This window comes from Bradyrhizobium sp. CCGUVB1N3 (assembly GCF_024199925.1).
In the GTDB taxonomy this organism is placed as follows: Bacteria; Pseudomonadota; Alphaproteobacteria; order Rhizobiales; family Xanthobacteraceae; genus Bradyrhizobium.
This window is the reverse complement of sequence record NZ_JANADR010000001.1, coordinates 2551569-2563986: the sequence shown is the minus strand read 5'-3', so window position 1 is coordinate 2563986 and position 12418 is coordinate 2551569. Positions and strand designations below refer to the sequence as shown.

Here is a 12418-nt window from a genome sequence, read left to right as displayed (position 1 = left end):
GGGGGCGAAATTGCCACGGCCGGCCGTCCCTGCAAACGGTTGTTTTTGGTTAACCGGTATCCGAAAGCCGCTCGATTCCTTGCGTTGAGACGCTGGCGAGGCCGTCGCGCACGCGGATGCCGCCAATCATGCGGTCGGGCGCGATCTCGGCGAGCGGTACCAGCACGAAGGCGCGCTCGAACAGGCGCGGATGCGGCAGGATCAGATCCGGCTTTTGCAGCGAGACGTCGTCATAAGCAATCATGTCGAGGTCGAGCGTACGCGGTCCCCAGCGGCGTTCCTTGTCGCGGGTCCGACCAAATTTCTGCTCGACCTTCTGCATCACGAACAAGAGCGCGTGCGGATCGAGGCTGGTCTCGATTTCGATGCAGGCGTTGACGAAAGGCGCCTGGTCCTCGTCGCCCCAGGGTGGCGTCGTGTAGTCGGAGGAACGCGCGACCAGCACCGCCTGCGCCATGCCGCAGATGTGGGAGATCGCTTTTCGGAATGTCGCGCGGACATCGCCGACATTGCCGCCCAAGGCGATGAGCACGCTAGCCATGGTTTGGGTGCCGCGAGCGCGTCAGCATCACGCCGACGTCATCGAAAATGGCGGCGATCGGAGCATGCGGCTTGTGCACGGTGACCTTCACCGCACGGATGCGCGAAAAATGCGACAGGATGGCATCGGCCACCGCACCGGCCGCGCGCTCCAAAAGCTTGTAGTTGGTGTTCTTGAACGCAGCCGTCGTGGTCGCGACCACGTCGGCATAGGAGACGGTGTCAGCGAGCCGGTCGGTGCGCGAGGATTCCTGGAGGTCGGCGTAGAGCTCTAGGTCGATGACGAAGCGCTGGCCGACCTCGGTCTCATGCTCCATCACGCCGTGGCGGGCATGAATCACGAGGCCGGTGACGAAGATCGTATCGGTCATGGTTTGCTCTCGATGGCGGTGGCGACACGCAGGGCTTGCAGGGTCTCGGCGACGTCATGGGTGCGGATGATCCGCGCGCCGCACTGCGCGGCGATGAGATGGGCGGCGATCGAGCCGCCGAGCCGCTCTTGCGGCTCCGACGGTGACACGGATGCAATGAAGCGCTTGCGTGAGGCGCCGACCAGCACAGGTAGGCGGAAGGCGCTGAGCTCGTTGAGGCGCGCCAGCGCCGTCATGCTCTGCTCCGGCGTCTTGCCGAAGCCGATGCCGGGGTCGAGCACGATGTGGCCCTCAGCGATGCCCGCCTTGGCCGCGATGTCGAGCGAACGCTGAAAGAACGCGATCATGTCCTGCATGATGTCGATGGCGGGATCGACGCTGTCGCGGTTGTGCATCACGATGACGGGGACTTGTCGCGCCGCGACCACTTCTGCCATGCAGGCATCGCGCTGCAGGCCCCAGACGTCGTTGGCGATCGCTGCGCCCTGGTCCAGCGCGAAAGCCACGACCTCCGACTTCATGCTGTCGATCGAGACCGGCACGCCGAGCGCGACCACTTCCGCCAGCACCGGCTTCAGCCGCCGCAGCTCCTCCTCCGCCGTGACCGGCTGGGCGCCCTTGTAGGGCCGAGTGGATTCGGCGCCGATGTCGATGATGTCGGCGCCATCGGCGATCATGGTGCGCGCCCGCGCCAGCGCCTCGTCGGGCGCGATGAACTGCCCACCGTCGGAGAACGAATCCGGCGTGACGTTGAGCACGCCCATCACCGCCGGGACCGGCCTGGCCAGCAGCGTCCGCAGCCATGCGGCAGTGGACGGGGCAGGGTGCGAGGGCAAGGCGCTCATGCGGTCGCTTTGCGCGGTCGGGGAGGTCAAGTCAAGACGCATCCCCAACGTCGTCCTGGCTTTCGCCAGGACGACACCGAAGGTGTGGCACCAGATTCAGTCTGCTGCGCAGACTCAGTATGCTGCGAGCGACCAGCGCCTAATACGAAATCTTCGGCGCCAGCTTGCGGGCCTTGGCGATGAGGTCGCCGACCGACTTCTCCGACGGCAGCACGCGGACCAGTTTCCGCTTCTCGTTCACCTCGCGCATGTTCTGCGCCAGCCGCGACGGGTTGCGATAGGCGAGCTCGCGGACAGTGGTGACACCGGCGGCGCGGACGAGGTTGACCTTGGCCTTGCCCATGCCGGGAATGCGCATGTAGTCGGAGACGTTGGCCCATTCCAGGAGCTGCTGCTCGCTGATGCCGGTCCTGGCGGAGAGCGCCTTGCGACCCTTCAAGGTGCTGGCAGCTTCGAGCAGCGCAACGGTGGTGCGGATGCCCTGCGCCTTCAGCTTGCTGGCGGCGAAGGCCGACAGGCCCTCAATCTCGGAGATGGGATATGTCATGACATTCGATATGCAATGCGTGCCTCAGCCGAACTGGCTGAGGCCCGGCGTCCCCGCAATGATCTTGCCCATCTGATCCGCTCCGATTTTGTCTCGGCCGAAACGAAATAGTTCACGGGCGATCTTTTGAATGTCGGACATGCCGAGCCCTAGGCCCATCAGCCGGGTACCGACGGCCATCAGGCCGCCGCCCATCAGGCGCGAAAGGCCGCCGCCGCTTTGCGACGCGGCGATCGCGGCTTCGGCACCGGGAATGTGATCAATCAGAGCCTGGACGCTGTCGGAAGGGCCTTCGTTGCGCAGGAAGCCCAGGATAATGCCGACGGTCTTTTCAGCGACAGCACTATCGATGCTGGCGTTTGTCGCCAGCCGCCCGATCAGCTCGTCCATTTGGCCTGCCCCTCAGCCGGTTCGAGTCCGGAGTCTTGCTTCTGAAAATGATCTTGAGCCGGTGCGTTAAGAATTACAAGCGACGAACGCATGAGCAGCGACGAATCGCGGAGGAAGTGTTGCAGCTATGCAAGAGCGAAAGATAGAATCCGCGAAAAATTACCGCTGTGCGAACCTGTCATTCCGACTTTTGTCGAAGGATTAGGCGTCTCGCCTTCGACAATGTCGCATATGCACGCTTCGTGAGATGCGTTGACCCGTTCAATCGGCACCCAACATACGCTAAACTACGGAACCTACGATCGCACTCCCGCACCAAGGCAATCAGTAATGGCGACACAAGACACCAAGCCCGGAGATACCAGCGACAAGATCTTTGTCGGCAAGGGAGACGAGACCGCCTGGCTGACGCTTGCGCTCGCCAACCGCCATGGCCTCGTCACCGGTGCAACCGGAACCGGCAAGACCGTATCGCTGCAAGTGATGGCGGAAGGATTTGCGCGCGCCGGTGTCCCGGTCTTCGCCGCCGATATCAAGGGCGACCTTTCAGGCATCTCCGAAGTAGGAGAGGCCAAGGATTTCATCGTCAAGCGCGCCGCTGACATGGGGCTGACGTTCCAGCCCGACCAGTTCTCGACGGTGTTTTGGGACGTGTTCGGCGAGCAGGGGCATCCCGTGCGCGCAACCGTCACCGAGATGGGCCCGCTTCTCTTGGCCCGCATGCTTGATCTCAACGACGTGCAGGAGGGTGTGCTCAACGTCGCCTTCCGCGTCGCCGACGACAACGGCCTGACCCTGATCGACATGAAGGACCTGCGGGCGTTGCTCGACGCCATCGTGCCCGACACCAGCAGGAAGGGGCCGGATGCCGGAGAAGATCCGCTGGCGCCGATCCGGAAAGCCGCCCAGGGGTTCGGCAACGTCACCAAGGCAACGGTCGGGACCATCCAGCGCCAGCTCCTGGTGCTGGAGAACCAGGGCGGCACCAAATTCTTCGGCGAGCCGGCGTTGACGCTGAAGGACTTCATGAAGACCGACCGTGACGGCCGCGGCATGATCAACATCCTGGTCGCCGACAAGCTGCTGCAGAGCCCGCGGCTTTACGCGACATTCCTGTTGTGGATGCTCTCAGAGCTGTTCGAGGAGTTGCCCGAGGCGGGCGATCTGCCCAAGCCGAAGCTGGTGTTCTTCTTCGACGAGGCGCACCTTCTGTTCAACGACGCGCCCAAGGCGCTGATGGACAAGATCGAGCAGGTGGTCCGCCTGATCCGCTCCAAGGGCGTCGGCGTCTATTTCGTGACGCAGAACCCGATCGACGTGCCCGACCGGGTGCTTGGGCAGCTCGGCAACCGCGTGCAGCATGCGCTGCGCGCCTTCACCCCGCGCGACCAGAAGGCGGTCGCGGCCGCCGCGCAGACCTTCCGGCCCAATCCGAAACTCGACACCACCAAGGTGATCATGGAGCTCGGCAAGGGTGAGGCGCTGGTGTCCTTCCTCGAAGGCAACGGCACGCCATCGATGGTCGAGCGGGTGATGATCCGTCCGCCCTCGGCGCGGATCGGGCCGATCACGCCGGAGGAGCGCAAGGCGATCATGGATGCAAGCCCGGTGAAGGGAAAATACGACACCGCGATCGATGCCGAATCCGCCTATGAGATCCTGCAAAAGCGCATTGCCGGCAGTGCGGCGACCGCGGACGGTTCGGCGAGCGGAGGCGGGGGCGGCATCCTCGGCCAGATCGGCTCGATTGTCGGCACCATCTTCGGCACCAACACGGGGCGCGCCCGGCTCACCACCGGTCAGCGTGTCGTACGCGACGTGACGCGCACGGTCACAAACCAGGTGGTCGGCGGCGTCGTCGCCGATCTCGGCAAGTCGGTCGGCGGCCAGCTCGGCGGCTCGGTCGGCCGCGCCCTGGTGCGCGGCGCGCTGGGCGGATTGTTGCGGCGCTGACGCGCAAGGAAATTCGATCGAAGCGATCGGGCTGGTTTGCAACCGCATCTTGTCTTGTCGCGCTCGAGGGCAGGGCTTCCGGCCCCGGCGCGATCCAGTATGATCTGTTTTTTGGCGCTGATTGATCGAGCTGTGATCCCGACCACATCCCCAGCCAAGCCCGGCGTGCTCAGGACTCCGTCACTGCGCGCGCCGCTCGACGTTTTATATCTGCTTTGCTGTGTAGTGCTGACCGCCGATGTCCTCGTTCCCGAGATTTTCGGCAGCGGCAAGACCAAGGACTACGCGCTGTGGTACTGGGCCGGGCAGCAGGTGCTGCAGGGCGGCGATCTCTACCCCAGCGATCTCGCCGCCCAGTTTGCCTTCCTCTATCCGCCGCTACCGGCGATCCTGCTCGCGATCCCGAGCTGGTTCGGCAAGGTCCCGCTCTATATCGTCCTGTCGATCCTGAACGCCGTGGCGTGGTGGTACATCGCGCAATTCTCCCACGCGATGTCCGGATCGGGTCGCGCGCCCGGGCGATGGCTGGAGGCGCTGCCGGCCTTCGTCACGATCTCCTTCGTATTCGACATGTTCGACCTCGGCCAGCCCAACCTCGTTCTGCTGGCGATGATGCTGTACGGATTCTGGAGCCTCCAGCATCGGGAAACATGGCTGGAATCCTGGCTCGCGGGCTTCATGTTCGCGCTCGCGACCGCCATCAAGGTGTTTCCGGTCGCGGTGCTGCCTTATCTGCTCTGGCGACGGCAATGGGGAGCGGTCGTCAGCATGATCGCCTGCACCGGCATCCTGCTCTTCGTGGTGCCCGCACCGATCCGCGGCTTTGATCACAACGTCGCTGAGATCAAGACCTGGTACCAGGCCATGGTCGGCTCGAGCTCGGAAAAAGGCTTCGGCAAGCGCGACGAGCAGAACTGGTCGTGGGTCAATCAGTCCATCATCGCGGTGACGCACCGCCTGGTGCGGCCGGTCAACTGGAATCAGGACGATCCCGACAAGCCGCCGCGTACCACGAACGTGATCGATGTCGATTACAAAACCGCGAACTGGATCGTGCTCGCAGTATCGGCGGCGCTCGGGCTCGGCTTCCTCGCCGCGATGCCGCCGCAGCGGCGGCGAACGGAACGCTCGAACGCCGAGGAGCTCGGCATCCTGTTTTGCCTGATGACGGTGGCCTCGCCTCTGGCGCGACAATACTACTTTATATGGCTGTTCTTCCCAATCACGGTGCTGATGCATCGCGCCGCTTTCGACGAGCGACCAGGCGTGCGGCTGGGAACCTGGATCGCCTTGGCCGCTGCGGGCATCCTCATGCTGCTGTCGCTGCCGCTGTTTCCCCTGGTCTTGCAGGCCTGGGGCAACAATCTCGCGGCCACCGCCGTTCTCGGTGGCGCGCTGGTCTGGCACATCAGGCATCCGCCAGATGCGTCTGGCTCGAAAGCCGCGGCGGCGCTAAAAGCAGCAGCGCCTTGAGAACCACCGCAAGTCAGGAACGAGAACAATGTCCAATGCACAGCTTCAGTCCGTGCTCGATCAAATCGACAAGGATTTCGACAACAGCCTGACGCGCCTGTTCGCGCTGCTGCGCATCAAGTCGATCTCGGCCGACCCGGCCTTTGCCAATGATTGCAAGGCGGCGGCGGAGCATCTCGCCAAGGATATCGCAAGCCTCGGCGTTGCAACGGAGGTCAGGCCGACCGCGGGCCATCCCGCCGTCGTCGGCAAGAGCAAGCCGAGCGGACGTCCGCACGTGCTGTTCTACGGACATTACGACGTGCAGCCGGTCGATCCGCTCGATCTCTGGCACCGCCCGCCGTTCGAGCCCGTCGTCACCGATCATGCCGACGGCCGCAAGATCATCGTCGCGCGCGGCGCCGAGGACGACAAGGGGCAAGTAATGACCTTCGTCGAGGCCTGCCGCGCCTGGAAGACGGTGACGGGCTCGCTGCCGATCGACGTCACCTTCCTGATCGAGGGCGAGGAGGAGGTAGGCTCGAAGAACTTCGTGCCGTTCATCGAAGCCAACAAGGACGAGTTCAAGGCGGACTATGTACTCGTCTGCGACACCGGCATGTGGGATCGGAACACGCCGGCGATCACGACGTCGCTGCGCGGCCTGCTCTATGAAGAGGTGAAGATCACGGCCGCCAACCGCGACCTGCATTCGGGCGTGTTCGGTGGCGCGGCGATGAACCCGATTCGCGTGCTCGCCAAGATTCTCGGCGGGCTGTTCGACGATGACGGCCGCATCACCATTTCCGACTTCTATGACGGGGTGAAGGACCTGCCCGCGGATATCCTCGAGCAGTGGAAGAAGCTCAATCTGACGCCGGACACGTTCCTCAAGCCGATCGGTCTGTCGATCCCGGCCGGCGAAAAGGGACGGCTGCTGATCGAGCAGGCTTCTTCGCGCCCGACCTGCGACGTCAACGGCATCTGGGGCGGCTACATCGGCGAAGGCTCCAAGACGGTGATCCCGTCACATGCATCTGCAAAAGTCTCGTTTCGCCTGGTCGAGGGGCAGGACCCCGCGAAGATCCGCAAGGCCTTCCGCGACTACGTGTCGGCGCGAATTCCGGCCGACTGCAAGGTCGAGTTCGGCGACCATTCGGCCGCGCCCGCGATCGCGCTCGACTGGAACATGAAGCCGCTCGCCGCCGCCAAGAAGGCACTGACGGACGAATGGGGCAACGAGACCGTGCTGATGGGCTCGGGTGCCTCGATCCCGATCGTCGCCGACTTCAAGCGCACGCTTGGGCTTGACTCGCTGCTCGTCGGCTTCGGCCTCGATGACGACAACATCCATTCGCCGAACGAGAAGTACGATCTGCAGAGCTTCCAGAAGGGCATCCGCTCCTGGGCCCGCATCCTCGCCGCGCTCGCGGAGGTCAAGTGACCGCATAGCGGTCATTCCGGGGCGCCTCGAAGAGGCGAACCCGGAATCTGGAGATTGTTGCGCGAGATTCCGGGTTCGCGCTGTCGCGCGCCCCGGAATGACGTTCGGTGTTTGCAGCACCAAAACAAAAACGCCGCCCGGAATTGGGCGGCGTTTCATTCCAAAACGTGCAGAGGTCGTTCGCAGAAGATCCTACACGAATCTTCGCAATTCTCAAGTCCGGTAGCCCGGATTGACGCGGTCGAGCTTGCGCAGCAGAGGCGGCCATACGAGGTTGGTGGCGCGCAGCTCGGCGCGGTCGCGGTTGGAGAGCAGTTCGGTGTTCTTTTCGATCGCGATCTCCTCGACCGGATAGATCGGCGTGCCGAGCGCGCGCGTGCGCACCTGCATCGAGCAGGCGCGCTCGAGGTGATACATGCGCTCGAACGCGGAGGCGACCGAACGGCCGACCGTCAGCGTGCCGTGATTGCGCAGCAGCATGTGGTTGTGGTCGCCGAGGTCCTTCTGGAGCCGCGGCCGCTCCTCGTGATCGAGCGCGATACCTTCGTAGTCGTGATAGGCGAGGTCGTGGGTGACGAGCTGCGCGGTCTGATTCAGCGGCAACAATCCTTCCGCGCTGCTCGACACCGCGGTGCCGTCGAGCGTGTGGAGATGCAGCACGCAGATCGCATCCTCGCGCACCTCGTGGATCGCCGAATGGATGGTGAAGCCGGCGGGGTTGATGCTGTACTCGCTCTCGGTGAGCTGGTTGCCGTGCAGGTCGACCTTGACCAGGCTCGATGCGGTGATCTCGTCGAACATCAGCCCGTAGGGGTTGATGAGAAAGTGATGCTCGGGGCCGGGCACGCGGGCTGAGATGTGGGTGTCGACCAGGTCGTCCCAGCCGTAAAGGGCAACGAGACGGTAGCAGGCGGCGAGATTGACCCGCTGTTGCCACTCAGCCTCCGTCATGTTCGACGGCACTTCCTTCAGGCGCGCTTCCGCTGGTGACATGGCAAATCTCTCCGAACCTCGTTGTTGCGGAGCGGGAGCCTAGTCCTGCGAACGGCATGCAGCAAGGCGCGCGATGCGCGGCAGTCAAGCGTGGCCCGCATGGAGCGACTTGTCCGCCGTGGCTCGAAGAGCGAAGGCGGAAGTGGAATGCGGGATCCACCAAGGAGAGTCAGGAGAAAAATATTACGGCGCCGGGATCGACAGCAGGCTGGAAATGCTGCGGCCGCGGATGTCGTAGACGCGGGCGAAGACCACGTCGTCGCGCTTGATCTCGACCATGACCGGCGCGGTGAGGCCCTTGCAGTAGAACTCGCCGAGCGTCATGGCGAAGTCTGCGGCATTGGAATCCCAGCCGATGGTGAAATCGGGGCCGAGCGCGACCTGCGCCGGCCGCTGCGGGCCGCACACCGCGACCTTCCACTTGCGATTGCGCGGCGGGACTTCCTGCCGCTCGATGAGCTGCTCGCGCAGCTCGTCGGAGGCCTGCTTCAAGGCCAGGCCCCAATAATCCAGCATGAAGCGGTCGTCGGCGGCGCGCACGGTGCCGGCGATATGGTTGAAGTGGGTGTATTGATAGGGATGCAGCCGGATCATCTCGGCGAGCGACAGCGCGAGGCCGAAGCAGAAGGTGGCGAGCACGACCGGCTGCCAGGCGCGGTGATTGGTCCGCAGACGCTCCATGGTCCAGGCAAAGGCGACTCCGCCAAGGACGGCCATCGGCGGAATGACGAAGACGAAGTGGCGGATGCCGTTGTAGAGCGCTGGCCGCTTCACCATCGCGATCACGAGCGGCAGCGTGGCCGCGAGCGTCAGCATCAACAGAATGGTCTTGCGGCGCGCCGGAACCTCACGGCGTGGCAGGATGACCAAGGTGCCGATGACGGCGCCGATCATCAGCACGAGCATGACTTCGGGCAATTGCAGCGCGAACAGCGTCGGCAGGTAGGACCAGGGCATGTCGGGCACGGACACCAACGCGCCGTCGAACATCTCCTTCCAGGGTTTCTCGAAGAAGTGCGAGAAGTAGGTCAGGGCCTGGAACGGATTGCCGGGCTCCATGATCGACCACGGCCAGATCAGGCCCATGATGAGATAGCCGAGCACGAGGCCGGGCAGCAGCACGTAGACGACATGGGCGAAGCGGCGGATCGCTTCGCGGGTACCTTCGACGCGCAGCTCTTCCAGGAACAGAGGCACGAAGCCGATCATCGCATAGACGAGCGAAAGGCCGCCGAGAATGCGCGTGCCGATCGAGAGGCCCGCGCCGAGGCCGACGATCAGGATCGTGCGTGGCGAGGGCTGCGGATATTCTTCCGCAAGCCGTACCAGGCCGAGCATCAGGATGATCATCGCGACCGCGAAGGGCGCATCCTTCGGATTCATGAACATGTGCCCGTAGAAGATCGGGCAGAGTGCGAGCAGCAGGAGTGCTGCGAGGCCTGCAAGAGGTCCGCCGATGCGGCGAGCGAGCCGCCAGGTCACCGCAAGCCCGATCACGCCGACGACGGCGCCGACGAGGCGGCGCGTCTCGAACAACTCGATCGGCATGACCTTGTGCAGGAGCGCTGCGACCATGTCGAAGCCGCCGCCATACATGTAGAGATTGGCAAAGGAGAGCGCCGCGGTGTCCTTGAAGCCGGAGCCGAACATGCGCAGCAGGAGGTCGGCATATTCGGCGTGGGTGTAGTCGTCCCAGCCAAGCCCGTAGTCGCGGAAGGTCAGCCCCGCGATGATCGCGACCGCCGCCAGCACCAGCATGGCAATGTCATCGCAAGTCCGCTCAATCGAGCGCGGCAGGGGCGTATCGATCGCCGAAGTGGTGATGGATGTCATGGCTATCGGTGACCCGGAATCCCCTCTAGGCCGTGCCGGTGCGCACGGCCCTTTTCCCCGGAAACCCTATAGCGCAGTTCCATTTCCAAGTAATTGCGCATTATGGCTAAATTCCTGATGCAACGCAGCAATTTCCAGATCCTGACGCTTTGATAGAGCTAGCGAGGTGTTGCTGAAGGGAATGTGAATAAGTCTCTGATTTCGCTATTTTAAGGAACGGTTACGGCAAATCGCCGTTGGCGAGGCATGCGATATGACGGTATCTTGGCGTAGGCGGTGTCGCGCGATCATGCGCGGCCGGGGGTGGGTTCGATGGCGCTGGTATTGTTGATCGCGGGGATTTTCGCCTTTGTGGCGGGTCTCCTCACGGTCCTCTGGGGCATCTCGCTCAAGGAATTCAGTCTCGGCAGTACTCTCATACTCAGCGGGACCATTGGCGTCTGCTCCGGGATGTTACTGATCGGCCTGTACGCCGTCGTGCAGGAGCTGAAGGGCATGGCCCGCCGGCTTGCAGGAACGGCGCCACTGTCCGAGGTTCGGGTCAGGCCGGTGCTTCCGCCGGGCATGGCGACAGCGGGTATGCCCGCGCCCGAAGCGGTTCCTGCTGAAGCCGCCAAGGCCGAGCCCGCGATGCCGGTATCTCCGGCTGCCCCGCCGCCATGGCTGGATGAAGCGGCCGCGCGTACGCGCGCCGACGTGCCGCCGGTGCCGGAAGCGCCCGCAGCAACGCCGGAAGCTCCGCGCCGGCGCAATCTTTTGTTTGCTTCGACCTCGCGCAAGGAGCGCGAGCGCGCGCAGGCCAAGGCTGCCGAGACCGCACCGGCCGAGGAGCATCCGGCGCCCGAGGCCGCCGAGCCTGCCGAGCCGCCGCCGGCGAGCTTTGACGATGCCTGGCCGAAGCCCGAACGCATGCGCCCGCCGGAGGCCGCGCCGCCGCGCCGTCCGCCGCCTCGTTCACCCTCGACCCTTACGGACGCCGCGCCACCTCCCGCGCCACCGCCGGCCGAGCAGCCGGCCGTCACCGTGCTCAAATCGGGCGTCGTCGACGGGATGGCCTATTCGCTCTATTCCGACGGCTCGATCGAGGCGCAGATGCCCGAGGGGATGATGCGCTTCGCCTCGATCGACGAGCTGCGCACGCATCTCGACCAGCGCTCCTGAGGTCCATCCGTGTCAGATGCGGCGGGCAAGAACTTCATCGAGCTGACGGCGAACATCGTTTCGGCGTATCTGAGCAACAATCCGACGCCGGCCGCCGAGATCCCGAACCTGATCAGCCAGGTGCATGGCGCGCTGGTGCGGGTCTCCTCGGGGCGGACCGAGGCGCCGCTCGAGCCGGCAAAGCCCGCAGTGTCGCTGAAGAAGTCGATCGCGCCGGACTATCTCGTGTGCCTCGAGGACGGCAAGCGCTTCAAGTCGCTGAAGCGCCATCTGCGCACCCAGTACAACATGACGCCCGAGCAGTATCGCGAGAAATGGGGCCTGCCGGCCGACTATCCCATGGTCGCGCCGAATTATGCGGTGGCGCGCTCGCAACTGGCGAAGAAGATGGGGCTGGGGCAGCAGCAGCGCAAACGCAAATAGCGTTGCCTCACGAGGCCTCGGCGAGCGCCTCGCGCGCATCGGTCCGGATGCGTTCGACCATCGAGCGCAGGCCGTTGGAACGCTGCGGCGTCAGGTGCTCGCGAAAGCCGAACTCGTCAAATACCGCGAGCGCATCGGTCGCAAGAATCTCCTGCGGCGTGCGTCCCGAATAGAGCGACAGCAGGATCGCGACCAGGCCGCGCACGATATGCGCGTCGCTGTCGCCGAGATATTTCAGGATGGGAGCGCCGTTGCCGCGATCGATCCGCTTGGACAGCCAGACCTGGCTGACGCAGCCCTGCACCTTGTTCGCGGCGGAGTGTTCGGCCTCCGACATCGGTTCCAGGGTGCGGCCGAGCTCGATGACATACCGGTAGCGGTCGTCCCACTCGTCCAGAACCTCGAAATTGTCCCTGATTTCGTCGATCGTCGTCATGATGGCCCGTGTTCAATCTCAGGGCCAATA

13 protein-coding genes are annotated in these 12418 nt (G+C 64.2%); 5 read left to right on the top strand and 8 right to left on the bottom strand.

Features of this window, described 5'->3' with window-relative positions; translation table 11 throughout:
- Window positions 1–49: 49 nt before the first annotated feature.
- From folK to NLM33_RS12175, 5 genes are all read right to left on the bottom strand, one after another.
- The gene (gene folK / locus NLM33_RS12195) at window positions 50–541 is read right to left on the bottom strand and encodes a 2-amino-4-hydroxy-6-hydroxymethyldihydropteridine diphosphokinase (RefSeq protein ID WP_254096283.1); all 492 of its coding nucleotides are present in this window, start codon (window positions 539–541) and stop codon (window positions 50–52) included.
- On the bottom strand, window positions 534–911 hold the full coding sequence (folB, locus tag NLM33_RS12190; protein WP_254096282.1) for a dihydroneopterin aldolase: 378 nt from the start codon (window positions 909–911) through the stop codon (window positions 534–536). Before folB ends, folK begins: the two co-directional genes overlap by 8 nt.
- Complete coding sequence (gene folP, locus NLM33_RS12185; RefSeq protein ID WP_254105770.1) at window positions 908–1756, bottom strand: dihydropteroate synthase; 849 nt, start codon at window positions 1754–1756, stop codon at window positions 908–910. The genes folB and folP overlap by 4 nt, the downstream gene beginning before the upstream one ends.
- A 139-nt stretch (window positions 1757–1895) precedes the next feature.
- On the bottom strand, window positions 1896–2303 hold the full coding sequence (locus NLM33_RS12180; protein WP_254096281.1) for a DUF4332 domain-containing protein: 408 nt from the start codon (window positions 2301–2303) through the stop codon (window positions 1896–1898).
- 24 nt (window positions 2304–2327) lie between these two features.
- The gene (locus NLM33_RS12175) at window positions 2328–2693 is read right to left on the bottom strand and encodes a DUF2267 domain-containing protein (protein WP_254096280.1); all 366 of its coding nucleotides are present in this window, start codon (window positions 2691–2693) and stop codon (window positions 2328–2330) included.
- A 330-nt stretch (window positions 2694–3023) separates the two neighbouring features.
- Here NLM33_RS12175 and NLM33_RS12170 point away from each other — a divergent pair, with 330 nt between their 5' ends.
- From NLM33_RS12170 to NLM33_RS12160, 3 genes are all read left to right on the top strand, one after another.
- Window positions 3024–4646: a helicase HerA-like domain-containing protein gene (locus NLM33_RS12170; protein ID WP_254096279.1), complete on the top strand. Its 1623-nt coding sequence runs from the start codon at window positions 3024–3026 to the stop codon at window positions 4644–4646.
- Between the two features lie 99 nt (window positions 4647–4745).
- Entirely contained in the window at window positions 4746–6119 is a 1374-nt protein-coding gene (locus NLM33_RS12165) for a glycosyltransferase family 87 protein (RefSeq protein WP_254096278.1), read from the top strand.
- Between the two features lie 28 nt (window positions 6120–6147).
- The gene (locus tag NLM33_RS12160; RefSeq protein WP_254096277.1) at window positions 6148–7542 is read left to right on the top strand and encodes a M20/M25/M40 family metallo-hydrolase; all 1395 of its coding nucleotides are present in this window, start codon (window positions 6148–6150) and stop codon (window positions 7540–7542) included.
- 213 nt (window positions 7543–7755) lie between these two features.
- On the opposite strand, the gene NLM33_RS12155 is transcribed toward NLM33_RS12160, so the two are convergent.
- Entirely contained in the window at window positions 7756–8535 is a 780-nt protein-coding gene (locus tag NLM33_RS12155; RefSeq protein ID WP_254096276.1) for a class II aldolase/adducin family protein, read from the bottom strand.
- A gap of 183 nt (window positions 8536–8718) precedes the next feature.
- Window positions 8719–10368 carry a glycosyltransferase family 39 protein gene (locus NLM33_RS12150; RefSeq protein ID WP_254096275.1) on the bottom strand — a complete coding sequence of 550 codons (1650 nt, stop codon included), beginning with the start codon at window positions 10366–10368 and terminating at the stop codon, window positions 8719–8721.
- A 312-nt stretch (window positions 10369–10680) separates the two neighbouring features.
- Between NLM33_RS12150 and NLM33_RS12145 the strand changes: the two genes are divergently transcribed.
- Entirely contained in the window at window positions 10681–11529 is an 849-nt protein-coding gene (locus NLM33_RS12145; protein ID WP_254096274.1) for a DUF308 domain-containing protein, read from the top strand.
- Between the two features lie 9 nt (window positions 11530–11538).
- The gene (locus tag NLM33_RS12140) at window positions 11539–11952 is read left to right on the top strand and encodes a MucR family transcriptional regulator (protein ID WP_254096273.1); all 414 of its coding nucleotides are present in this window, start codon (window positions 11539–11541) and stop codon (window positions 11950–11952) included.
- A 7-nt stretch (window positions 11953–11959) separates the two neighbouring features.
- Here NLM33_RS12140 and NLM33_RS12135 read toward each other — a convergent pair whose 3' ends face one another.
- Window positions 11960–12388, bottom strand: a complete 429-nt coding sequence (locus NLM33_RS12135; protein WP_254096272.1) for a SufE family protein — start codon at window positions 12386–12388, stop codon at window positions 11960–11962.
- Window positions 12389–12418 lie beyond the last annotated feature (30 nt).